We start from the raw sequence: 24,529 nt of genomic DNA on the forward strand, positions 1-24,529 counted from the left end.
CATGTTAAGGAAACTGCAAACCGCCTTCTGGAAGGCGTTAACGCCAGACCTGGTACCCGACGGGCCCCCTGCGCAGGCCCTACCGGCCGACGCTGAGCTGCCCGCTGGGGTCCTCGACGCGTTGGGCGGCCCGGACAACCTGGCCTCGCAACAGCGAGTGGCCGTCACCCGCGTGCGGGTTCAACTGCGCGATGCCAACCGGCTCGACCAGCCGGCGCTGCTGGCGGCCGGTATCGCCGGCGTGATGGTGCTCGCTGAAGGCGTGATTCACCTGCTGGCCCCCGTTCCCCCTGCGGCCGCCGCCGCGCACTGATTCTTCTTTTCTATACCTATTGACCAGATCTGGGGCGCACCGACGCCCTGGCATCGAAGTTGGCCAACTGCGTGATAGTCAGAAACTTTCTACTGTGTAGAGGTCATGAGTATGCATGCTGGCGCTTTATTCATTTCGTTCGATGCTGTCGCTGTTTCCGGTATTACTGTCGAAGCGTTGAAAACTGCAAAAAGCCTGGAACCCAAAGGCGTAACTTGTTACCTGGACCTGGGTTACGACATCAAGGTCGACAAAGGCAACTTCAATAAACCCTACGAGGAGGAAAATGCACTGTATCGAAGTGTCTTCACGCTGGTGCGCGTTGAAGGCCTCGATACGATTCCCCACTACAGTGCCGCGTTCATCGAGTCTGTGAACGATGTATTGATCAGGCAACGCAAGGCTGCCACCCCCGAAGAACAACAGCGGCTGCTTGCCGCGGTCGATGAAAGTGCCCAGGCGTTGGCCGTGCGGATGGTGCACCTGTGGCAGCGGCTCAATATCCGCTACCTGATCATCGAAAACGGCACCTTGCCCGAGAACATCATCTACACCCGGGCGCTGTACCTGGCCATCGACATTCACGGTGCGCGGCAGGGCCTGGGCAACTTCGTGATCTGGCGTGACCACGACCTGATGTGGAACAGCGAACAGGGCGCCCTGAAATACGGCCCCGAGCCCTACACCCACGCCGTCAAGCCGGTGCCGTCGCCCTACATCACCTACGTGACGCTCAACCAGAACCTCAAGCACAAGCTTGAAGCCTGGTGCGACCACGCAGTGCAGGTGCAGGTGCGCAAGAACACCTATGACTTCGGCGGCCAGCGCACCTACCGCAGCCTGCGTGCCCAGTTGGACATCCGCGACAATGACCTGCTCATCGCCCGCACCACGCGGATCATCGAGCAGAAACGCCAGGACCGTGACATTCACCTGGTGGCGCGGCTGAACCGGCTGTTCGCCGAAACCGGCAGCCAGCGAAAAGTCTACCTGGTAATCGCCGGCGACCCGCAGGAGCAGCCCGCCTACTTCGAGCAGCTGCAGCAGTTGGCCGCGCAACTTCAGGTGGAGCCGTTCATCAAGTTCATCGGTTCCTTGCCCCATGCCGACATGTGCCATACCCCCGAGGCGATTCGCATCGAGGACCTCTACCACGCCTGTGACCTGGTGTCGTTCCTGACCTCCTGGGGTTACGACAGTTATGGCAACCCCGTCGGCGAAGCGATCAGCCACCAGCGTTGCTACATCACCACCGGCTACGAGTATTACCAGGAGGTGTATGGCCAATACGGGTTCGAGGCGCCAGTGATGGCGGTGTCACAAGAGGCCGATGGGCTGCCGGACGAAGCGTTCGTTCACGCGGTTTACCACCTGTTGAATGACCCGCCGCGCCGCCAGGCCATCGCCCAGAAGAACTTCGCCCTCGGCCAGCGAACACTCTCCAACGACCTCATCGCAATGCTCGACTTCAACGCCACAGGAGGCACCATGCGTGAACAGGTTTTTGTATCGGTGGTATTGCCGGTCTACAACGAAAGCGACCGTATCGACCCTGTGCTGCGCTCCCTGTACGAGCAGAAGACCCAGGGCGGGCTGATGACGCACTCCACGTACGAACTGATCATCGTCGATAACAATTCCACCGATGACTCGGTCGCCAAGGTCGAGGCGTTCAAGGCGAAGCACCCGTCCCTGGATATCCACGTCATCCGGGAAACCACCCAAGGGGTGTCGTCGGCGCGCAAGCGCGGCATGGACTACGCGGCCACCCGCTCCCGCGCCCGCGACATGACCTTCGGCAGCCACCAGCGGCACTACATCGCCTCGGCCGATGCCGATTGCACCGTCGACCCCTACTGGCTGCACGCGCTGATCGAGAAGATGATGGCCGAGCAGGCAGACCTGGGCACCTGCAACTATTACTACGACCCTGCCGCCTTCGCCGAGCGGCCCAACCTGTTCAACGAAATCCAGAAGACCCTGCGCTGCCGGGAGATGTCCTTTTCGCTGTTCGGGGGCTTTCCCGACGGCAAGGGTTTTGCCGTGGAACGCGAGCTGTACGAGCAGGTGGGCGGCATCGAGATTTTCTACCAACTCGAGCAGGGCCGTTTCGTCGAGCACCTCTCCGATGATTGGGACTTCGGTATCCGCGTGATCGCCTGGGGTGGCAAGCCGGTGTATGCCCACGGCTCTCGGGTCGAGATCAACAGCCGGCGGGTCGACACCCTGCTCGAAGAAGTGATCACCGGCAACGCCTACGGGCGCGACGGCATCATCGTCATGAAAGACGTGCGCCCCGGCCAGCAGCGTGGGCCAGCCTTCTGCGACACCACAGCCGAGCAGACGCAACAGGCGTGGGACTATTCGATCAAGGACTACGTGCCCAAGAACATCGTGCTGCCGGTGCTGCTCAACCCACAGTGGCTGCTGGAGCGCGAGGACATCCGCGCGTTTTTCCAAGGCCCGGTGGCCGACCGCCTTTATGAGCGCATCGGCCAGATCAAGCACGAAACCCGGGTGATCGACTTCAAGCCCATCCACGCCTACAAGACCCCCGCCTATCGCCTGTATTTCGAGTTTCGCGACGAGATCTTCAGCGCGCTGCGCCGCGCCGTAGGCGAAGACATCGGCTATGCACCGCCGCTGCCGGCCTGCTTCGAAGGGGTCAAGCCCGAAGACTTCCAGCGTTTCGTCTACTACTTCTGCGAAGACCGCGAGTCAGGCGAAGCCCACAACTACTTTGCCAATGGAGGGGTGTTCTGATGAATGCTCAAGCGCTCGGCTCACTCAACGACCTGGACCCAAACTACCCCGTGCCACGGGTGCATGAGTTTCTCGCTGACCCTACCAACAGCGCGATGCTCGACTACGTGTACAACGACCCGTTCGGCTGCCACGTGTTTCCCGGCGACATCGAAGGCTACCCCCTGGGCCAGTTCTTCCAGGACATGGACCAAGAGATCGGCCAGGCCCGGCAGATCCACCTCTGGGCCTACATTCCCACGTGCCGCTACCGATGCCACTTCTGCCAGTACCCGACGGTAATTCTCAACCCCAAGGCGGCCTCGTCGCAGCAAGTGTTCACTGACGTTGTGGACTACAACATCAAGGAGGCGAGCCTCTGGCTGCAAAAAGTGCCGGCCCTGGCCACCGCGCAAGTGGGCGAATTCAACATTTTCGGCGGCACCCCATCGCTGTTGCCGGAGGCCGAGCTGCGCCGGCTGATGGGTTTCTACCGCAGCCATTTCGATTTTTCCGCGGCCACGCTGCGTTTCGAAGGTGAGCCCGGCACGCTGAACAAACCCTACCTGAGCCTGCTCAAGGAGCTGGGCTTCACCAAGATCAGCTTCGGTGCGCAGTCGTTCGACGACCGCATCATTTCGGCCTGCGGGCGCATGCACTCGGCCCAGGAATGCGTCGACACCATCGAGTACGCCCGGGCGATCGGGCTGGAGTGGGTCAGCGTCGACCTGATCTACGGCATGCTCGGCCAGGCGGTGGACGATGTGAAATACGACATGGAGAAAACCCTGGAGCTGGACCTGTCGCACGTGGTGATCGCCAAGCTGCACATGGAGGAGTTCATGAAGACCCGCACCGGGGTGTCGGGCGAGCGGCAGAGCCACTGGCAGCGCAAGGGGCTGATCAACATCGGCGACATGACCTTCCCCGGCCTGGGCAAGCAGTACCAGATGCGCGAGCTGGTGGAGCAGTACCTGGCGCCGCGCTACAACGAGCAGCCGACCATGTATTTCCACCGCCAGCACCAGCCCCCGGAGAAGTGGAAAGGGCTGATCACCAACCTCGACACCCAGTACCCCGAAGTGGCGATCGGCCTGGGCGGCAGCTCCAAATGCACCCGCGCCGAGGCCATCAACATCACCGGCTACAACGCCTACAAGCAGGCCCTGGACGAGGGCCGGCTGCCCATCGACCAGAGCCGCGGTGTGTCGCCACTGCACCGAGAGGTCAACGCCTTCAAGATGGCGCTTTCCACGCTCATCCCGGTCGACGATCAGGTCTTCCGCCAGCGCTTCGATGGCCGCAGCTACCACGACAACCCGATCATCAGCCAGGCCCTGCAAGGGCTGCAGGCCAAAACGCTGGTGCGCGTCGACGGCGAGCAGGTGCAGCTCACGCCTAACGGCGTCACCTTGGTCGAAGCGGTGATCAACACTCAATTTGCCGCCGCACAGGCCTGAGGGAGCACGCCGATGAAACCTGATGACAATGCCGCCGCGCCGGTTTTCAGCTTCTATTACATCGCCATCGACACCGAGGCCGGTGTTACCCCGGAGCAGTTCGAGACCTTCGTGCGCGAGCAGGGTGTGAAGATCCCCTGCTACCCGGGCTGGAGCTGGACGCTACTGCGCGGCCTGCGTGCCGAGCGGGCGGGGCAGTACCTGATGCTGTTCGAAATCGACAGCGCTGCGCAGCGCGACCGCTACGTTGCCGCCGATGGCAACCAGACGCCGCTGGCGCGCCAGTTCTGGGAGCAGCATGCCCAGGCGCGGCCACTGATCGAGCAGTGGAAGCGCTATGCGACCTTCAGCGAGCTACCGACGTTGTTCACCGACTACCGGTTGCTGGCCGAGAACATCCACAGCACCGTGCCACCGGGGCCGCGCTATCAAGAACGGCCCGGCCAGGCGCCCCTGGCGCGGGTGATCGGCATCCACACCATCGCCTTGCGCGCCGATGTGCAGCCGCACACCTTCGAAACCTTCATCGCCGACAACCACCACCGCATCGTCGACTACCCGGACTGGAAGTTCCGCCTGCTCAAGGGCGAGCGGGGCAACCGCCTGGACCCGTACGTGGTGCTGATGGAAATCGCCAGCCTGGAGGCGCTGGATGCGTTCTACCCCGAGCCGGACATCGCCACCGACAAGGCAGCGGTTTTCGCCCAGGCCCATCGCGACACCAAGCAGATGTATGAAGAGTGGAAGCAGCTGGCGTCGTTTTCCGGCTCGCCGCAGCTCTACACCGACTACATCGCGGTGGCTCAGAGCCAGGGAGGGTGAGCATGGCGGGGCCAGCCGTTTCAAACCTTCGCCAGCAACAGGCCACCCGCGCGGTGTTTTTCGTCGCCGGGTTGGCCATGGCGGCATGGGCGCCGTTGATCCCCTATGCCAAGGCGCGCCTGGGCATCGACGAGGGCACCCTGGGGCTGTTGCTGTTCTGCATCGCCGCCGGCTCCATGCTGGCGATGCCGATGGCCGGGCGAGCCATCGCCCGGTTCGGCTGCCGGGTGTTGATCCTCGCCTGTGCCGGGGCCTTCTGTGGGGTGTTGCCGCTGATGATGCTGGCCCGCACGCCGCTGGAGATGGGCGCCGCCTTGCTGTTGTTCGGCGCAGCCAATGGCCTGCTGGATGTGACGATGAACGCCCAGGCGGTGATCGTCGAACGCGAAAGCGGGCAGGCACGGATGTCAGGCTTTCATGGCTTCTACAGCCTGGGCAGCGTCGCCGGGGCAGGGGGCGTGAGCCTGATGCTTGCAGCCGGCGCGGGGCAACTGCTGGCGGTAGGTGGGGTAGTGGCCTTGATCGCGCTGCTCACCTTGCCGGCCCGTAGCGGCCTGCTGAGCGTGCGGCCGAGCGACAGCAGCGGCCCCGGTGGTGCGTGGCGGGCGCTGGCCCAGCCGGGGCTGCTGTTCATTGCCGGGCTGTGCTTTTTCATCTTCATGATCGAGGGCGCCATGCTGGACTGGTCTGCCGTGCTGCTTCACAGCCAGCATGGCCTGGCCAAGGACCACGCAGGCCTGGGCTACACCCTCTACGCCATCACCGTAGCGCTGGCCAGGCTCTGGGGCGACCGGCTGGTCAACCGGCTTGGCAGGCCGCGTGCCTTGGGCCTAGGGGCGGGCTGTGCGGCAGCGGGGCTGCTGGCGGTGGTGTCATTCGCCGAGCCCGGCCTGGCCCTGGCCGGTTTCGCCCTGGTGGGGCTGGGCCTGGCCAATATCGTGCCGGTGCTGTTCAGCAGTGCTGGCAACCACGCAGGCGTGCCGTCGAGCACTGCCCTGGCGGCCGTCACCCTGGTGGGCTACACCGGCCTGCTCAGCGGCCCTGCCTTGATTGGTGTGGTGGCCCGCCACACCGGCTTGCCGGCGGCGTTCAGCGCCGGTGTGGTCATCCTGCTGCTGGTGTGTGCCAGCAGCCGATTCATTCCTTTTCATCGCACACAGGCCATGGAGCTTTCATGAACACTTCTTCGCCGGTCTACAGCCTTCACTATGTAGGGCTGAACCTGAAAAAAGGCGTTACTGCCGAGCATTTCGAAGCCTTCGCCCGCGAGCAGGGCACGGCTATCCCGGCGTACCCGGGTTGGCGCTGGACGCTGCTCAAAGGGCTGCGCGGCGAGCGGCAGAACCAATACCTGATGCTGCAACAGGCGCCCAGCGCCCAAGCCTATGCGCAGTACATCGACCCCCAGGGCGACCCCACACTTCTGGCACGGCAGTTTTGGCAGGCCAGGCCGCAGGCCACCGAGCTGATCGCGCAGTGGAAACGCTTCGGCACTTTCGCCGAACGCCCGACGATCTTCTCGTACTACGCCCAAGTGGCTGAAAACACCGCCAGCACCCTGGCCGATGGCCCCAACTACCAGGCCCGGCCCGGCCAGGCACCCGTGGCGCGCGTGGTGGGCCTGCACAACCTGGCGCTGCGGCCGGGTGTTACACCCGACACCTTCGAGCACTTCATCACCCGCAACATCCACCGCATCGCCGACTACCCCGGCTGGAAATTCCGCATGCTCAAGTGCCAGGGCGGCAGCCGCATGGACCAGTACCTGGTGATGCTGGAGATCGAAAGCCTGGACTCGCTCAATGCGTTCCACCCTGAGCTGGACGTTTCCACGCCCAAGGCACTGGCCTTCGTGGAAGCCCACCAGGATGCCGAGCGCATGAACGACGAGTGGCGTGAGCTGGCCTCTTTCTCGGGGGCCCCGCAGTTGTATACCGACTACATCAGCGTGGCCGGTAGCGCCGCTTCCTGAGTGGCTCAGCGGGAGGGGTGCAACGCCCCTTCCTTGGCTGCTACGGCCTGCCATTGCCGCCGGCTTCCCCCGCCTCGCTTCAACGCCCCCCACCTGATACGCCTGCCCCGGCGCGGGCCTGCCAACTGAACGGCAGGGATTGTGCGCCGGTTCTCAATTCGGCGACGCGGCAAATGTATCCACAATGAAACACCTGACGAACGGGCTGGGCCTCAACGGCATGAGCTACTAGAATGCCGCCCCTCAAATGATGCCGCTTTGATATTACACGGAAGTATGATGAAACACTTCGCCGTCGCTGCCGCCTGCCTGCTCGCCAGCCTGGCCGCCCACGCTGCCCCCACGCCTGGCGAACAAGACCTGCTGCTCGAACGCCAGCAGCGCTTGCTCGATGACCAGCAGCGCCGCCTCGACGACCTGCGCAACCTGCCTGGCGAACAAAAAGCTGCCCCCGCCGCGCCGAGCACGGCGCCTGCCCGCTGCTTCACCATCGAGCGCGTGCAACTCGACGGCATCACCTTGCTGCCCCTGGCCACCCAGCGCCGGGTAGTGGCGGCCTACGAAGGCCAATGCGTAGGCGTGCCGCAGCTCAACGACCTGCTCAAGGCCATCACCGCCGAATACATCGCCCGGGGTTATGTGACCAGCCGCGCCTACCTGCCTCAGCAAGACCTGGGCAGCGGTGTGCTGCGGGTGCAAGTGGTCGAAGGCCGCCTTGAAGGCGTGGCGCCCGCCGAAGGCAGCCAGCTCTTGCCCCGTGAAGTGGGCATGGCCTTCCCGGGCCGCGAAGGCCAGCCGCTGAACCTGCGGGAAATCGAGCAGATGGTCGACCAGCTCAACCGCCTGCCCTCCAACCAGGTGCAGATGGACCTGCTGCCCGGCGAGCAAGTGGGCGGCAGCCAGGTGCAGGTCAAGAACACCCCGGCCAAGCCCTGGCGCGCTTCGCTCTCGCGCAACAACAACGGCCAGCGCAGCACCGGCGAGCAGCAGTGGGGCGCGAGCCTGGAGTGGGACAACCTGCTGGGCCTGGCCGACCAGCTGCGCCTGCGTGGCGGCCACGATGCGGTGAGCGACCGCACCCGCGCCTCGAAGAACGGCAGCATCGACTACAACCTGCCGTGGGGCTGGTGGACCTTCGATTACAACTACAGCCAGAGCGACTACCGCTCCAAGTTCGACGCCCAGGGCCTGACCTTCGCCCAGACCGGCGACAGCCAGAACCACAGCGCCCGCGCCGAGCGGGTGATCCACCGCGACGCCCTGAGCAAGACCTCCCTGAGCACCGGCCTTTCAGTGCTGCGCACCAACAGCTACATCGACGACACCCGCCTGATCCAGAGCAGCAACCGCATCACCGAAGCGCAGCTGGGCTTCAACCACGGCCGGCGCATCGGCACCGCGTTCGTCAACCTCGACCTGGGCTGGCAGCACGGCATCGGCGCCTTCGACGCCCAGGGCGACGGCAACCCCGGCCCGGGCGTGCCCACTGCGCGCTACAACAAATACACCGGCACCCTCAGCTACCTCCAGGGCTTCGACCTTTTTGGCCAGCGCCTGCAATTCACAAGCCTTGGCACCTGGCAACACAGCGAAGACGCCCTCTACAGCCCCCAGCGCATGAGCCTGGGCGGCCAGGCCTCGGTGCGTGGCCTGAAAGACCAGTACCTGACCGGCGACTCCGGCGGCTACTGGCGCAACGACCTGCGCTGGGTGCGCCCGGTCACCCAGCCTTCGCTGCAGCCGCTGTTCCAGCAGTACGGCGCCGGCATCGGCTATGACCAGGGCGTGATCGAACACGGCCGCTACAACAGCGGCGCCAGCGGCCGGGTCACTGGTAACGCTTTCGAGCTGTTCGCCCGTGGCCAGCATGTGGCCGTAAGCCTCACCTTGGCCCGCTCGCTGGAGCGCCCCGAGGCGCTGCCCAAACGCGAGCACCCGCTGTACTTCAGCGTCGATTTTTTCCTGTAACCCCGTTTACCGCTCTTTAAAGGACACGACATGGACGCCCACCCTCGCCCAGCCACCTTCTGGGGCCTGCCCAAGCGCGGCATTGCGCTGCTGTTGATCAACGCCCTGTTCTGGCAGCCCATCTGGGCCCAGGGCGCCACCGGTATCGTGGTGAGCAACGGCGCCACCCAGGTGACCCAGGCCGGTAACGGCGTGCCGGTGGTCAATATCGCTGCGCCCAACGCCAGCGGCCTGTCGCACAACCAGTTCCAGGCCTACAACGTCGGCCAGGAAGGGGTGATCCTCAACAACGCCACCAGCAACGTGCAGGCCACTCAGCTGGGCGGCATCATCGTCGGCAACGCCAATTTGCAGGGCCGCGCCGCCGGCACCATCCTCAACGAAGTGAATGGCGGCACCCCCAGCCAGCTCAACGGCTACACGGAAGTGGCCGGGCAAGCAGCGCGGGTCATCGTTGCCAACCCTTACGGCGTGACCTGCAACGGTTGCGGCTTCATCAACACCCCACGCGCCACCCTCACCACCGGCAAGCCAGTGCTCGATAGCAACGGCAAGCTCGACCACTACCAGGTCGACGGCGGCCAGGTGAGCATCGAAGGCACCGGGCTAGACGCCAGCAATATCGACCAGTTCGAGATCATCACCCGCTCGGCGAAGATCAACGGCGAAATCCACGCGCGCAAACTGGCGCTGGTCACCGGCAAGAACGACGTCGACGCCGAAACCCTGGACGCCACCGCCCGCGCCGCTGACGGCAACGCCCCCACGCTTGCGGTAGACGCCTCCGCCCTGGGCGGCATGTATGCCAACACCATCCGCCTGGTGGGCACCGAAGCCGGTGTGGGCGTGAAGCTCGACGGCAACCTGGCCGCCAGCGCCGGCGACATCCAGCTCGACGCCAACGGCCACCTGAGCGTGGCCCAGGCCGCTGCCAGCGGCAACATCGACGCCCACGGCCGCAGCGTGGAGCTCAACGGCCCCACCTACGCCGGCGGCAACGTCACCGCCCGCGCCGACGATGCACTGGCGAACCGCGGCACCCTCGCCGCCGCCGGCAACATCAACCTGACCGCCGGCGGCACGCTGAGCAACGGCAGCACGGTAGAAGCCGGGGTGAACCCGGACAACAGCCGTAATGCCACGGCAGACGTGGTGTTGCGCGCGGGGGAGATCGCCAACAGTGGGAAGGTGATTGCTGGGCGTGACCTCGATGCGAAGGCCACCGGCACGCTGGATAACCGAGCCGGCGTGCTATCGGGCCGCCAAGGCGTCACGCTGGCCGGCCAGCACCTCGACAACCGCCGCAGCGGCACCGTTGCCAGCGCTGGCGGGAACGTGAAAGCCACCTTCACCGGCACCCTGGACAACAGCGACCAAGGCGCCCTGGTTGCGCAAAACGCCCTCGACGCCAGTGCTGAGCGGTTGGACAACAGCAACGGGGTGATCTCCAGCGGCACCGCGCTGACCCTGGCCACCAGCACCGCCCTGCTCAATGCCAGCCTAGGCCTGATAGATGCCGGCACCACGCTCGACCTCACCGCCCATGGCTTTGACAACAGCGGTGGCAAAATCCAGGCCCAGGGCCTGGCCAACCTCATCCTGAGCGGCGACAGCCACAACGACCAAGGCAGCGTCTACAGCGCCACCGAGTTGGCCGTCGACAACACCGGCGCAGCCTTCAGCAACCAGGGTGGCAGCCTCAAGAGCGCTGGCGCCCTGCAACTGCTGGCCGATAGCTTCGACAACAGCCACAACGGCACCACCGCCAGCGCCAGCCTGCTCAAGCTCGTGACGGCAGGCGCCCTGGCCAACACCGACGGCGGCCTGCTCTACAGCCAGGCTGGCACAGTGGCCATCAGCGCCGGGCAGTTCGATAACAGCGGCGGCACCACCCAAGGCGAGGCCCTCAGCCTGGCCGGAGGCAGCGCCAGCAACCAGGGCGGCAGCTTGGTTGCCCGCAGCGGCGACGCCCAATTGACCGTTGCAAACTTCGACAACGGCACCGGCACCCTGGCCGCCCAAGGCCTGCTCAAGGTCGTTGGTGACAGCTTCGCCAACCACGGCCAGGTGGCCGCCAATCGCATCGAAGCGCAGCTGGCCGGCGCCCTGGATAACCAGAACGGCATCCTCGAAAGCACCCAAACCCTGAGCCTCAGCGCCGGCTCGCTCAACAACAATGCCGGCAAGGCCCGCGCCCTGGGCCGCAGCGGCAACACCCAGCTGAACCTGCAAGGCCAGCTGGACAACCAGAACGGCACCCTGGAAACGGCCAACGACAACCTCACCGTGGCGGCCGCCAGCCTGAGCAATGGCGGTGGCCAGATCACCCACGTCGGCAGCGGCCAGGTGGGCATTGCCCTGGCCCTGCTCGACAACGCCGGGGGCAGCCTCACCACCCAGGGCGCGCTGAACCTGCAAGGCGACAGCTGGACCAACAGCACCGCCATCCAGGCCAGCACCCTGAGCGTGGACGTCACCACCCTCACTCAGACCGCCAGCGGCAAGCTGCTGGCCACCAGCGGCTTCACCGGCCAAGGCCGCGACTGGGCAAACGACGGTGAAATCGCCACCAACGGCGACCTTGGCCTGAACCTGACCGGCGCCTACGGCGGTGCCGGCAAGGCCGATGCTGCCGGCGCCCTGGCACTCACCGCCGCCAGCGCCAGCCTGGCCAGCACCGCCACCCTCGCGGCGGGCACCACCAGCAACCTGAACATCACCGGCACCTTCGAAAACGCCGGCCGCGCAACCGCCGGCGGCGCCATGCTGCTGCGCGCCAATGCCGTCACCAACCGTGGCACCCTCGGCAGCGCCACCACCCTGGAAAGCTTTACCGACACTCTGCTCAACGATCACGGCCTGATCTTCAGCGGGCAAAGCATGGCCCTGCACACCCGCGCCCTGACCAACCGCTACGGCAACTTCTACAGCTTCGGTGCAATGAGTGTGAACGGCGCCGATGGTACCAGCCGCGCCGACAGCCTGGAAAACATCTCCGGCACACTGGAATCCGGCGCTGCCATGGCGCTGCAGGCCAATACCGTCACCAACCGCAAAGACGTTTTCAACAGCGTCGATGAACTCACTGCTGGCAACCTCTCGGTGACCTGCTACGACTGCGGCGGCGACCACCACAACGTCGACTACGTGGCCCATGAAACCTACGAAAGCCGCGTGACCGACGACTCCCCGGCCGCCACCCTGCAAAGCGGCGGCAACCTGACCGTAGAAGCCAGCACCCTGGCCAACCGCTACAGCACCATCGCCTCCAACGGCGACATCACGGTCACCGCTGACAACGTCACCAACGAAGGGGCCGCCAGCAGCACCACCGAACGCACTCGCACCTGGAACACCGGGCGCATCACCGACGGCACCGATGATCGTTTCCGCGGCGCCTACATCTACCCCTACAACAGCCAGGCGCTGCCCAAAACCCTGCCACTGGCCGCGCTCAACCAGTGGCGCCTGGTCAGCGACATCTCCACCGTCACCGACAACGGCACCGCTTCCAATGCCGTGATCCAAGCCGCCGGTAGCGTACGCATCAGCGGCAGCCAGAACATCAGCAACGTGGTCGAGCACCAGGCCAGCAGCGCCGGTGCCAACCAAGTGGCCAGCACCACCGCCGACGGCGTTACCCAGCCACTGGTGGTGCAGCTCAACGCCCAACTGCCACCGGACCTCGCCCAGCAACAGGTGAACCCCACCACGCTGCCCGGCTTCGTGCTGCCCAGCGGCGACAACGGCCTGTTCCGCCTGAGCGACCCCAGCACCTCCACGGGGGTGAGCGGCGTGACTGCTGCGGCCAACCCGGCCATTCCGCACCGCTACCTGATCGAAACCAACCCGGCGCTCACCGACATGCGCCAGTTCATGAGCTCGGACTACCTGCTCGGCCTGCTCGACTACAACCCTGACAGCAACTGGAAGCGCCTGGGCGACGGCCTCTACGAGCAACGCCTCGTCCAGCAAGCCATCACCGCCCGCACCGGCCAGGCCCTGCTCGACGGCATGGCCAGCAACGAGGCGCAGTTCAAGTACCTGATGGACAACGCCCTGGCCAGCAAACAGGCGCTGAACCTGAGCGTGGGCGTGGCGCTCACCTCTGAACAGGTCGCCGCACTCACCCACGACATCGTGTGGATGCAAGACCAAGTGGTGAACGGCGAGCACGTGCTGGTGCCGGTGCTGTACCTGGCCAACGCCAACGACCGCCTCGCCCCCAGCGGCGCCCTGGTACAAGGCCGCGACGTGACCCTGATCGCCGGGGAAAACCTCAGCAACAGCGGCACCCTCAAGGCCAGCGACAACCTCACCGTGCAAGCGGTGAACGACCTTGCCAACAGCCGCCTGATGCAAGCCGGGCAACGCCTGGACCTCACCGCCGGCGGCAGCGTCAGCAACCGCGCCGGCGGCATCCTCAAGGGCCGCGACGTCAGCGTGACCACCCTGACCGGCGACATCAACAACGCACGCAGCATCGCCAGCACCGAAGCCAGCGGCCAAGGCTTCAGCCAGCGCACCAGCGTGGTCGACAACGCTGCCCGCATCGAAGCGAGCAACGACCTGACCCTCACCGCCGGCCACGACATCAACAACGTCGGCGGCGCCCTGCAAGCCGGCGGCAAGGCCACCCTCACCGCCGCCAACGACGTGTTGATCGCCGCCGCTGAAGAAACCAACAGCAGCAGCCGGCAAGACAAACGCCACAGCTTCAGCCAGAGCAACACCACCCAGCACGCCAGCGAAGTGACCGCCGGGACGGACCTGAGCGTGAAGGCAGGGAATGACCTGAGTGTGGTGGCCAGCCATCTGAAAGCGGGTGGCAACGCAAGCCTTGAGGCAGGTAACGACCTGAACTTGGCCTCGGCCGCGAACGAAACGGCCAGTGCGTACAACTACAAAGGGCATGGCAAGAAGGTCAAGCAACAGGAAGACCACATCAGCCAGGTGGCCACCACCGTAGAAACCGGCGGCGACGTCACCGCCAAGGCCGGGCAGAACCTGACCCTGGTGGCCAGCCAGATCGATGCCGGCGGTGAAGCCTACGTGTACGCCGGCGACCAGCTGAACGTGCTGGCCGCGCAGAACAGCGACTACTCGCTGTACGACATGAAGAAGAAGGGCAGCTTCGGCAGCAAGAAGACCAAGCGCGACGAAGTAACGGATGTCACCAATATCGGCAGCCAGGTCAAGGCCGTCGGAGACATCACCCTGGCCAGCGGCGGCGACCAGACCTACCAAGGTGCCCGCCTTGAAACCGCGAAGAACCTGACCCTCGACAGTGGCGGGGCGATCACCTTCGAAGCGGTGAAGGACCTGCACCAAGAGAGCCACGAGAAGAGCAGCAACTCCCTGGCCTGGACCTCGATGTCAGGCAAGGGCAAGACCGACGAGACCGTACGCCAAACCCAGATCATTGCCCAGGGCGCCGTGGCCATCAAAGCCGTGGACGGCCTGCACATCGACGTGAAGCAGGTGAACCAGCAGACGGTCAGCCAGGCGATCGACGCGATGGTGAAGGCTGATCCGCAGATGGCGTGGCTGAAGGAGGCTGAGGCCCGCGGCGACGTGGACTGGCGGCAGGTCAAGGAAGTGCACGACTCGTACAAATACAGCCACTCGGGGCTGGGCGGGGCGGCGCAGTTGGTGATTGCGATTGTGATTGCGTACTTCACGGCAGGTTTGGCCAGTGGGTTGGTGGCGGGTGCGGCAAGCAGCGCAGGCGCAAGCGTGACCGCCGGCAGCGCTTGGGCCGCCGGTACTGCTGCAACCGCGACAACCGCCGGAGCTGCGGCCGGGTGGGCGAATGCTGCCGTCACGGCGGTATTGGTCGGGATGGAGACCAATGCGGCGATCGGGTTCATCAACAACGGCGGCGACCTGGGGCTGACGCTCAAGCAGGCGGTGGCCAAGGATGCGCTCAAGGGCTATGCGGTGTCTGGCATCACGGCTGGGCTGACTACCGGGCTGTATGACAAATGGACCAGCACCGAGACTGGGCAGAGCGCCGTGGAGGGGGTCGCAAAAACCTCCAGCACGACAGGTGCCTTGAGTAATACCGCCGCTGTTACCGCGAAGAATGGTTTGTCCACCTGGTCGGGTATTGGCCAGTTCGCAGCCGGCCAAACGCTGCAAAACAGCACGTCCGCGTTGTTGAACAAAGCGCTGGGGCAAAAGGGCAGCCTGGGCGATGCGCTGCAACAGAGCCTGGTGAACACCTTCGTGGCCGCAGGCTTCAACCTGGTGGGCGACATCGGCAAAGAGTACGACCTCGACGACGGCAAAGCGGCGAAGATCGGCCTGCACGCGTTGATGGGGGGCCTGGCTGCTGAAGCCATGGGCGGTGACTTCAAGACGGGTGCGCTGGCTGCGGGTGTGAACGAAGCGATCGTGAAGTCGCTGTCGGACGCCTACGGCGACATGGACCCGAACGAGAAGAAACGCCTGCTGGTGATGAACTCGCAGCTGATCGGTGTGCTGTCGGCCTCGTTGCAGGGCGGTGATCAGAAGAGTGTGGAAGTGGCGTCGGCGGTGACCAGCAGCGCTACGCAATATAACTGGTTGCTGCATGGAGAGATTGAACAGGCGGATAAGGCTCGAAAAGCCTGCGAGAGCCAGGGCGGAGATGTCGCAAGCTGCAAGGCAAATGTAACGCGCGCTATCGATGAACTCGATAGGCTGAGGGACTTGGACTACAAGAACCATGCGCGCGCGGTTCAAATGCAGGCCTACAGCGAGGGAGGGTGGACTAAGGAAGACTATGACAAGGCAGTAAATGCTGATTATTTCTCATCCAAGGGCATCGACCGAAGTGATGTGACGTTTTCGGGATATGCCCCTGCCAAGACGCCGTGGTATGTGCTTTCGAACACGGCCAACGGAGCCAAGGATTATCTCGTAAATTGGCCTGGCAACGTAGCCGATGGTATTTCGAATGTAGCTAATGACCCAATTGGGGCCGCGGAAAGCGTATGGGACGGGATGCTTGACAAGCTCAAGTGGGGTAAAGACTACCTGACCAGCCCTATTCCCGCACAGCTGATAGATCAGTCAGTAGACAATCTTCAAGCGAAAAGCCCCGAGGAGATGGGGCATTTCCTAGTCGATCAAACGACTGGGTTGATCACTGCCGAGCTGGGTGGCGTGTTGGTTAAGTGGGTGGGGGGACGTTGGGTCGAGTCAAAAGTAGGGGCCACCACGCCAGTAACGAAGGGCCCTTGTTGCTTTGCTGCGGGTACGAAGGTTTCTACACCTCAGGGTGACCGCGCCATCGAGTCGCTCAAGGTAGGGGATGTTGTCTGGAGCAAGCCTGAGAAAGGGGGTAAGCCGTTCGCGGCTGCGATTCTGGCCACGCATCAACGTTCGGATCAGCCGATCTACCGGCTCAAACTTAAAAGTGTGCGTGGCGCAGGCACAGCGGAAGGCGAGACCTTGCTGGTCACGCCGAGCCACCCCTTTTATGTACCTGCCAAGCGCGACTTCATTCCAGTCATCGATCTGAAACCGGGTGATCTGCTGCAGTCGCTGGCCGACGGCGACACCGAAAATACGTCGTCGGAAGTCGAGTCGCTTGAGCTGTACCTGCCAAGGGGCAAGACATACAATCTGACGGTCGATGTGGGGCATACGTTCTATGTTGGGGAGCTGAAGACCTGGGTTCACAATACTGGGCCTTGTGATTTGCCTCCCGGCAAGTTTGATTATTTGTTCGGCCGTGTGTCTAGTGATTCACATAATGCTGCGCGTTCGAACCAGCTTGCGCTTGAAATGAAAAGACTAGGTGTTCCGGATAATGCAGTTGGTCGTCAAATGCTGACTGACCATTTGACCCTTTCCGCCAAAGCTGAGGGTAACGTTGTTAATACTTTTACCAACCAGTATGGAAGATTTGAAGTTAGAGAGTCGCTTTTCATAGGTCCGTCAGGTAAAGCTGCGAATTTCCAAAGTACATTCCAGGTTCTTGAAGATGGGACCCGTAGGCTCAGTACATTAATACCGCTTCATTGAGGATTGCTATAATGGTGTTTCCGACCACAAATGATTTTTTAGAGATGTTTGGTATCGAACCTGTTGAGGTGGATCCGAGTTTGGCGTTTTCTCGTTATATAAAGAAGTCAAAAGATAGTGGGATTGAGGTTGATATTTCCTTCAGCGCTGTCATGGCATCCTTTCAGGTTGTGCTAAGACTTGCTATGCACGAGTTGGCAGTTATTTCTTCGGAAAATGTTAAAGCTATTGAGCTGTTGCAGGAGGGCTCGGAGGCGGGCGTTCGTGTTGTTTTTGATTTGCCCAATTCAACCTCAGAAGCTCGGGTGATATTTGAGCCTGAAGTTAGCTGTCGGTGGTGGACGTTGCGCAATATGTAAACTCCGCCGGAGACATCACCCTGGCCAGCTGGGGCGACCAGACCTACCAGGGCGCCCATGCAGTACAGGATGCGCTGGCCGCCGCTGGTCTAGGAGCCACGGCAAAAGGGCTGATTACGGCCGGGGGGGGCGTTTCTGCCGGTGGCGGCACGGTGGAGAGGGCGTATTATGCGTCTGAGCTGGTTGGACCTGCAGGAGGTGCAGGAGCGACTGCGACCGTGATTGACACTGCTCAGATGGCCCAACGGGTCATGGACGTTCGAGCTGGCTTGCCGTCTGGTTTACGGCGAAGTGGTAACGTAGCTGTCGCGGAAATAGATATACCCGGAATACCTACACAGATGGCCGCACAGCCAAGTTTCTGATGCTGGTAAGGGGCTTATCGGCTTTGGAAATGCGAATTTTGTCGCTCAATCTGTACCTAATAAGGCTGGAGACTTGGTTTATCGGGGAATAGATACTGAGTACAAAATTCTAGATAATATCGCTCACCAGTTAGGAGGAGATACCTCCGACAGAGGAACAGTAAATATCCTCATGGAGAAAGCGGCTTGTGCCAGCTGTCTGAATGTGGCGGGGCAGTTCAGGGCGAGGTATCCCAATATTAGTGTTAATATTCTTGACAATCAGGGTGTTATGTTGCGCCCTCCGAGGAAGACGCCGTAATGGAAGACAGAGTGACTTATGGTGAAATTCGGGCTTGGTTTTTGGGGCGCTATTACAGCTATTGCAAAGTCAAGCTAAGCCACCAAAGCTCATGGGCTGAAGGTGAAAGTGAAGTGGGTTATGCCTATGGTGAGCTAGAAAATTCATTTGAATTACCTGTTGAAAGGCTAATGCTAGAAGTTACAGCGCTTATTCTTTCGGCAGGGCGTTCTCCGGAAAAAGTCAAAGAATATCATCTGCATGCCATCTCTAAATTGTTAGATGATATTGAGCTCTCTTATATTTTGGAAGGCCTGCCTTCTGATGAGGTGGCAGAGCTTAAAGATGACCTTAAGTTATTAGGGATAGGTTAAGACGTTATGGTAGTTATAGTCCCAAAATATTTTGGTGCAAAAGACACAGTACTGGCCAGTACTAGTCCTAACGTGCTACCAAAACTGCAACCTTTCACTAACCACCTCAAGGGCCAGTAATTCCATCAGGCGGGATAAGTCGTCCAGGTCGGACGCCTGGGAGCACCGTTTATTACGTACCGGTAACTGATCCAAGCGCTTCCGGAAGCACCTATGCATCGACTGGTGCCTTCAGCTTCTACCCCTGCTCCTGATTTAGAAATGACAAAGCAAAGCAATACATCATCAGCAATAACCATACGCAGATCCGGGCTAATATCGGTCAGCCTGCGCTTGAGTTTTTAGGCAGTTTGCCAGGGCGCGCGATTCAAGTCTTATTGCTAAGCGCGATGGGTCAGTCATCGGCGGCCTGAAGGCTATTGACGACAGGAATGTATGGGCGCCATAGCCGATGGTGTTTCGAACGTAGTCCCTGATTTCTCAGGGGCGGCAAAGAGTGTCTGGGACGGAATCGTCGATAAGGCAGACTGGGGCTACGACTATGTGACCAGTCCGATTCCTGCCCAACTGATAGACCAATCAATAGACGAGATTCAAGCGAAAAGCCCGGAGGAGATGGGTCATTTCTTGGTCGACCAAACGACTGGGCTGGTCACCGCTGAACTAGGTGGCGTCCTGTTCGAATGGGTGGAGGGCGTTGGGTCGGGTCAAAAGGAGGGGCTGCCACGCCGGTGACGAAGGAGTCTTGCTGCTTTGCTGCGGGTACGAAGGTTTCTACGCCTCAGGGCGACCGCACTATCGAGTCGATCAAGGTGGGAGATGTTGGTAGATGGAGTTACAACTAGAAATGGGGTTGCGGTTGTAGCTATTCGCGATCCACATGGGTTCCAATATTTTAGTCCTGTCGATACCTTTCAAAGAACTTTTTCAGGTGAGGTTGTTGTTCCTAGGAGTGCACTCAGGTGAAATTAAATATTGACTTTCCTAAAACATGATTACGGATGAGTTGCTCAAGCAAGAGCGGATTCCCTGCTTTTGTAGGGTTTCAAGTGAATTTGAAATTTTATTTTCGGATACTATACCTGAGTCGTTAGGTACCGTGTCAGACTGGGATCGTAGAGAGCTAGAATTAAGAGCAGTTGCAGGGGCGGGCGGTGGATATACGCATTTCTCTAATGGTTTGATCACATTGCAGAAAGTTGATGAAAATGTTTACAGAATCCTTGATCTGGAGATGTTTTATAGAAGCTACGGTTGGTGCGTTGTCTTGCGGGATGGGGAGTACGCGCCTCCAGGCGATTTTTGGGATGAGGAGTAAGATCCCGATGTAAGGCTCGCGGCTACCTACGGAAAGAAATTCCGGGATGGCAAAGCGTTAGGAATTGTGGGAGGAGGTCTGGGATGGAGGTCTCCGATCGCTTCATTCGAACTCATAGTAGAGGGCGGGCACGCCTGAGCAACTGTCTGATGCTTGATGGCGTGCTCAGAGCACGTCACTCGGGTGCTGCATGGCGAGATGTCCCCAAATGCTCCCGCCCACTATCTAGCTTGTATCAACAGTTGGCAGCTGTCTAAATCAGGAGGACGTTCAATCAGGTGCTAAATAAAGCCCGGAAGGTGCAGACGGAGGTCAGGCTAGAAAGGTCTCCCGAGCAGCGCTTCTACTGCTCAACGATGGTTGCCGAGTGCGGGGTGTCATCGAAACGCAGCTCTCGAGACTGGACGTGAGCCCCATTGCCAAACAGCGTGTGCCTGAACCTGACTTAAACCAAGGCTTCCAACCCTCCGCAGGGAGGGGATGTCTTTGCGTCCTGGGGTGCCGTTTGCACGGCTGTTACCGCTACCCCGTCCGGCGATCCCGGTCAGAAACATACAGGGCGCTGCGCTCGGCCAGCTCCAATACTGGTTCCGAGGCCTTGGGCAGCATAGCCAGCCTCCCCCGGCGACACCACCAGCCTGCCCGGCGCTGGCTCCACCGCTCGAGTCCAGAGGCTGCCGACCACCGCCTGTAACCCTGACAAGTAGCTGATCGAAATCAACCCTGCGCCCACCGACCTGCTCCTATTCGGCGCGACCTTCGACGGCATGCTGGGCAACAACCAGAACGCCCAACATGCCAGCAGCAGCCAGACCAGCATGCGCGGCTCCAGCATCGAAGCGGGCAACGACGTGAGGTTGTTACTGCATTTCCTGATGATGCTCCAATTCCACCTTACAAACCAATCAAGTAAAATTTATGTTTGCGGATCGTATCATTAGGTTTGGGAAAAAATTTGAAGGTCGAATAAATTCCGATCTTCTCCAAGGCGCCTTGGATTATGTCGCGTATAGCGAAGAGAGCCTAGCCTTTGAGATATTGTGCGATCATATTTGCGAATATGATATTTCTATAACGGACGAAGAATATAAAGAGGCTGTTCTGCTGATTCTAGACGTGGGGCTTGATTTGGATGAAGGGCCATTTAAGCACCTGCTGGGGTTGAAGCAGCAACCAAAAGCTGGGCAGTCCCCGCCGGGTACTACTTCGTCATGGGCGACAACCGCGACAACTCCAACGACAGCCGTTACTGGGATGACCCAGCCATTGCCCCAGAGCTGCGCGCGATGGTGCCGGAGGAAAATATCCTGGGTAAGGCAGTGTTCCTACCGTTGAAGCTCTCGCGAGTGCGTTGAAACCCGCACCGCGCTACGCCAAATCGCTCTCGGCCCCAAGCTGCTGCCGCGTCCACAACCGCCAGTAATACCCCTGCCGCTCCAGCAACGCTGCATGCGTCCCATCCTCCACCAACCGCCCTTGATCGAACACCACGATCCGGTCCAGATGCGCCACGGTCGACAGCCTGTGCGCGACCACGATCACCGTGCGCCCGTCCATGATCTCGTCGAGCTTCTCCTGAATGTATCGCTCGGTCAGGGAGTCGAGGCTGGAGGTGGCTTCGTCCATCACCAGAATCGGCGCGTTCTTGAGCAGCACGCGAGCGATGGCGATGCGTTGGCGCTGGCCGCCGGAGAGCTTCACGCCGCGCTCGCCCACGAGGGAGTCGTAGCCGTGCTCCAGCCCCTCGATGAAGCTGTGTGCGCCGGCACGTTCGGTGGCGGCCAGCAGTTCGGTGTCGTCGGCTTCCAGGCGGCCGTAGCGGATGTTCTCGGCAATGCTGCGGTGGAACAGGCCGGGGTCTTGCGGGATGAGGCCGATCTGCTGGTGCAGCGATTGCTGGGTCACTTCGCGGATGTCCTGGCCGTCGATGAGCACACGGCCGCTGTCGACGTCGTACAGGCGCAGCAGCAGGTTGAGCAGGGTCGATTTGCCCGAGCCGGAGGCGCCGACCAGGCCGACGCGCTGGCCGGCGGCGATGTGCAGGTCTAGGTGCTCGAACACGGGCCGGCCGGGCAGGTAGCCGAAGCTGACGTGCTCAAAGCAGATTTCGCCGCGCTCCACCTTCAAAGGCTGTGCCTGGGGCGCGTCGGTGATGTCGTGGGGGCGCACCAGCGTGCGCACGCCATTGGCGATGTTGCCTGAGGCTTCGAACAGTTCCATCAGCCGGCGGGAGAGGCCGGTGACGTCGCTGATGATTACCATCGACAAGCTGCTGGCCATCACGAAGGTCGCCACGTCGATGCGCCCGGCCTGCCACAGCCACAGCGAAAGCCCGAGCATGCCGGCCTTGAGCAGCACGCCGCAGAGGTTCTGCAACCAGCGGATGCGCTCCATGTAGCCCAGCGAGCGGTGCGCGGCGGCCACTTCCTGATCCAGGTAACCGCCCAGGTAGCTGTGCTCGAAGCGCTGGCGGGCGAACAGGCGCACGTTGCTGAGGTTGGTCACGGCGTCTACCACCTTGCCGGTGGTGGTGCTGCGTGCGGCCGAGTGCGCACGGGCCAGCGGGTGGCTGCGGCGGGCCAGGAACCAGCACAGGGTCAAAAAGCCTGCGGCCCAGGCGCCCATGGCCAGGCCCAGCCAGCCGTCGGCGCTGCTGAGCAGCACCACCGACAGCACCAGGGTCACCAGCAACGGGATCAGGTCAAAAATCAGGATCACCAGCGTCTGGCTGGTGCCCATCGACACCTCGGAGATACGGTGCGCCAGGGCGCCGGCGAACTCGCTGCTGATGAAGCGGTGAGAGTGGCGCTGCAGGTAACCGAACAATGCGTGGGTGACGGCCCGGCGCTGGCGGGGCAGGGTGCGCACGTTGAACCAACTGGCCAGGCGCAGGCTGCACATCTCCAGCACCAACAGGCACACGAAACCTGCCACCGGCCAGGCCAGCGCTTGCGGTGCCGCCCCTTGGGTGACCAGCCGGGTGATCTGCCCCAGCGCCCAGGGGATGCCCAAGGTGAAGATCACCGACGCAGTCTGCAGCAGCAGGATGGCCAGGTAAGCCCAGCGAAAGCGCCCCACGAAGTGCAGCACGAAGCGGTAGGGTTCGGTGGGCAGGGTGTCGGGTGGCGTCTCGGTCATGGTCGGGGATAGCTGGGCTGGGTTGCCGTTGGGCCATGGGTTGGCGGTTGGGTTCAAACCTTGAAGTGCTTGGCCACCGCCGGCGTGAAGTGGGTGCAGTTGATGCGCAAATAGCGCCGGTAGTCTCGCCCCACTGAAAACGACGCGCCGGGCATCAGCAGGATGTCGTGCTGCTCAAGCCGGGCGATCAACTCGGCCTGGTCGTCCACCTGCGGGTGCGATGCCCACAGGAACATCCCGCCTTGCGGCTGCATCTCCAGCGCCCAGCCGTGCCGCGCCAACGCTTGCTGGGTGCGCACTTGCTGGGCGATGAGCTTTTGCTGCAGCTGCTTCATGTGGCCGGCGTAGGTGCCGTCCACCAGAATGGTATTGACGAAGCGCTCGCAGAACGCCGGCACCGCCACGCAAGTGAGCAGCTTCAAGCGCGTCAATGGCTCGACCAGGTGCGCCGGGCAGGCGATGTAGCCCACCCTCAGCGAGGCCGAGAGGCACTTGGAGAAGCTGCCCACGTAGAGCGTGCGTTCGAGGTTGTCGAGCTCGGCGAAGGTCTGGCGCAGGTGCGGGTTGAAGTCGCCGTACACGTCATCCTCGACCACCATGAAATCGTGCTCGCTGGCCAGGCGCAGCACCTTGAAGGCGTTATGCGGGCTGAGGTTGCCGCCAGTGGGGTTGTGGTAGGTGCTGTTGCAGTAGAACGCCTTGACCTTGTGCCGGGCCAGGTACTGCTGCATCTCCGCGATGTCGGGGCCGTCTGCGGTGCGGCGGATACCGGCCACATGGCCGCCGGCCAGCTGGATCAGCCGCACCAGGTTGCCGTTGCAGGGCTCATCCACCAACACGTGGTCGCCGGGCTGGATCAGCAGGCGGGTGATCAGGTCCAGCGCCTGGGTGGCGCCCAGGGTGGTGAGCAGTTGGTCGGGCGGCACGTCCAGGCGGGTCTGGCGCTTGAGGTGCACGCTCAGTTGTTTGCGCAAGGGCAGGTAGCCAAAAATGTCGCCGTATTCGGCCAGCGCGCTTTGCTCCAGGCGTGCGGTGCGGCGGATGGCCTTGGCCAGCAGCTCGGTGTCGCGCCAGGCCGCCGGTAGCCAGCCGCAGCCCAGCTTGGTCAGGTGCGGGCCACCTTGCAGCAGCTTGAACAGCGCATCGCCCTGCATGCGCACAGGCGCTTCGCTGGCGCTCACCGCCGAGGCTCGCGCCAAGGGCGTGACGAAATGACCGCGGCCCGGTTGTGCGCTGAGCAGCCCTTCGCTGGCCAACTGGGCAAAGGCGCGGGTGACCTGGTGATAGCTGGCATCGCCCTCGGCCACGAACTGCCGGATCGAGGGCAGGCGCTGCCCGGCAGGCCATTCACCGGCTTGCAGGCGTGCTTTGAGCGCGGCATGGAACGGGTCGGGAAACATGGGCT

13 protein-coding genes and 2 pseudogenes are annotated in these 24,529 nt (G+C 62.2%); 13 read left to right on the forward strand and 2 right to left on the reverse strand.

The features are described from left to right. Position 1 precedes the first annotated feature (1 nt). The 13 genes and pseudogenes from F474_RS10845 to F474_RS22665 all read left to right on the forward strand — a co-directional run. Complete coding sequence (locus tag F474_RS10845) at positions 2 to 313, forward strand: PTS transporter subunit EIIB (RefSeq protein ID WP_097084415.1); 312 nt, start codon at positions 2 to 4, stop codon at positions 311 to 313. A gap of 105 nt (positions 314 to 418) precedes the next feature. Next, the gene (locus F474_RS10850) at positions 419 to 3,076 is read left to right on the forward strand and encodes a glycosyltransferase (RefSeq protein WP_256577704.1); all 2,658 of its coding nucleotides are present in this window, start codon (positions 419 to 421) and stop codon (positions 3,074 to 3,076) included. Continuing rightward, the gene (locus F474_RS10855) at positions 3,076 to 4,515 is read left to right on the forward strand and encodes a radical SAM protein (RefSeq protein WP_097084417.1); all 1,440 of its coding nucleotides are present in this window, start codon (positions 3,076 to 3,078) and stop codon (positions 4,513 to 4,515) included. The genes F474_RS10850 and F474_RS10855 overlap by 1 nt, the downstream gene beginning before the upstream one ends. A gap of 12 nt (positions 4,516 to 4,527) precedes the next feature. Further along, positions 4,528 to 5,337, forward strand: coding sequence for a hypothetical protein (locus F474_RS10860; protein WP_097084418.1), 810 nt, complete (start codon positions 4,528 to 4,530; stop codon positions 5,335 to 5,337). Positions 5,338 to 5,339: 2 nt separating this feature from the next. After that, on the forward strand, positions 5,340 to 6,515 hold the full coding sequence (locus F474_RS10865; RefSeq protein ID WP_097084419.1) for an MFS transporter: 1,176 nt from the start codon (positions 5,340 to 5,342) through the stop codon (positions 6,513 to 6,515). Continuing rightward, complete coding sequence (locus F474_RS10870) at positions 6,512 to 7,309, forward strand: hypothetical protein (protein WP_097084420.1); 798 nt, start codon at positions 6,512 to 6,514, stop codon at positions 7,307 to 7,309. Before F474_RS10865 ends, F474_RS10870 begins: the two co-directional genes overlap by 4 nt. A 279-nt stretch (positions 7,310 to 7,588) precedes the next feature. Beyond that, a complete protein-coding gene (locus F474_RS10875; protein WP_305881861.1) occupies positions 7,589 to 9,277 on the forward strand; it encodes a ShlB/FhaC/HecB family hemolysin secretion/activation protein in 1,689 nt (562 codons plus the stop codon). 30 nt (positions 9,278 to 9,307) lie between these two features. Then, on the forward strand, positions 9,308 to 17,290 hold the full coding sequence (locus F474_RS22660; protein ID WP_097084422.1) for a filamentous hemagglutinin N-terminal domain-containing protein: 7,983 nt from the start codon (positions 9,308 to 9,310) through the stop codon (positions 17,288 to 17,290). An 11-nt stretch (positions 17,291 to 17,301) separates the two neighbouring features. Beyond that, positions 17,302 to 17,649: a hypothetical protein gene (locus F474_RS10935; RefSeq protein ID WP_097084423.1), complete on the forward strand. Its 348-nt coding sequence runs from the start codon at positions 17,302 to 17,304 to the stop codon at positions 17,647 to 17,649. A gap of 438 nt (positions 17,650 to 18,087) precedes the next feature. After that, a complete protein-coding gene (locus F474_RS23260; protein WP_371916128.1) occupies positions 18,088 to 18,315 on the forward strand; it encodes a deaminase domain-containing protein in 228 nt (75 codons plus the stop codon). Further along, positions 18,315 to 18,668 (forward strand): Imm2 family immunity protein, encoded by a 354-nt coding sequence (gene imm2 / locus F474_RS10945; protein WP_097084425.1) that lies wholly within the window; start codon positions 18,315 to 18,317, stop codon positions 18,666 to 18,668. The genes F474_RS23260 and imm2 overlap by 1 nt, the downstream gene beginning before the upstream one ends. Before the next feature lie 2,236 nt (positions 18,669 to 20,904). Beyond that, positions 20,905 to 21,081 (forward strand): annotated as a pseudogene (locus F474_RS10965) (MafI family immunity protein); the annotation flags it as partial. An 83-nt stretch (positions 21,082 to 21,164) separates the two neighbouring features. Beyond that, positions 21,165 to 21,305 (forward strand): annotated as a pseudogene (locus tag F474_RS22665) (S26 family signal peptidase); the annotation flags it as partial. Between the two features lie 49 nt (positions 21,306 to 21,354). Here the strand turns inward: F474_RS22665 and F474_RS10970 are convergent. Both F474_RS10970 and F474_RS10975 read right to left on the reverse strand, forming a co-directional pair. Next, a complete protein-coding gene (locus F474_RS10970; RefSeq protein ID WP_097084428.1) occupies positions 21,355 to 23,124 on the reverse strand; it encodes an ABC transporter ATP-binding protein in 1,770 nt (589 codons plus the stop codon). A 53-nt stretch (positions 23,125 to 23,177) separates the two neighbouring features. Next, positions 23,178 to 24,524 carry a PLP-dependent aminotransferase family protein gene (locus F474_RS10975; protein WP_097084429.1) on the reverse strand — a complete coding sequence of 449 codons (1,347 nt, stop codon included), beginning with the start codon at positions 24,522 to 24,524 and terminating at the stop codon, positions 23,178 to 23,180. Positions 24,525 to 24,529 lie beyond the last annotated feature (5 nt).

Source organism: Pseudomonas sp. URIL14HWK12:I12 (assembly GCF_003097135.1).
In the GTDB taxonomy this organism is placed as follows: Bacteria; Pseudomonadota; Gammaproteobacteria; order Pseudomonadales; family Pseudomonadaceae; genus Aquipseudomonas.